Source organism: Roseateles chitinivorans, assembly GCF_002761755.1.
Taxonomy (GTDB): Bacteria; Pseudomonadota; Gammaproteobacteria; order Burkholderiales; family Burkholderiaceae_C; genus Roseateles; species Roseateles chitinivorans.
In genome coordinates, this window is sequence record NZ_PEOG01000231.1 from 1 (window position 1) to 430 (window position 430).

General features: G+C 52.6%; 1 protein-coding gene. It reads left to right on the forward strand.

Annotated features, from left to right (window positions below):
* Positions 1–430, forward strand: a 430-nt coding sequence (locus CS062_RS26570) for a hypothetical protein (protein ID WP_158238939.1), incomplete at both ends; no start/stop codon positions are given.

A 430-nucleotide genomic window follows, 5' to 3' on the forward strand; every position in this document is an offset into this window, starting at 1 on the left:
GCAAAGACTTTTCAATTAACCTTAGCAGTAATCAAGCTGCGGATGTGCTGCTATACGGTGTGGATTTAGGCATTTTACAGGTAGCCGATTATGAATTACCGGATCCGCTAGGTTTCTTTTTGCAAAAGCGCGCGTTACAGGTGCGAAGTATGCAAATGCTGGACTTGGTATTGCCTGAATTTAGTGCCTTGCAGCGGCTTCGGGCTGGGATTGGCGGTGATCGCGAGCGGATGATGCTGGCCGGCGCTATGCTCGATGCCAATTTAAACCCTTTTGCCAGACGCGTGGATCAGCCTGGCGTATTCTGGTTAGGGGTGGTGCAAACCGATAGCGAGGGGACTGTACATCAAGCGCGCTTACCTGAAACCTTCACTGGCGCGGTGAAATTAATGGCGGTGGCGGTATCAGAGCAAGCGCTGGGCGCAGCCAG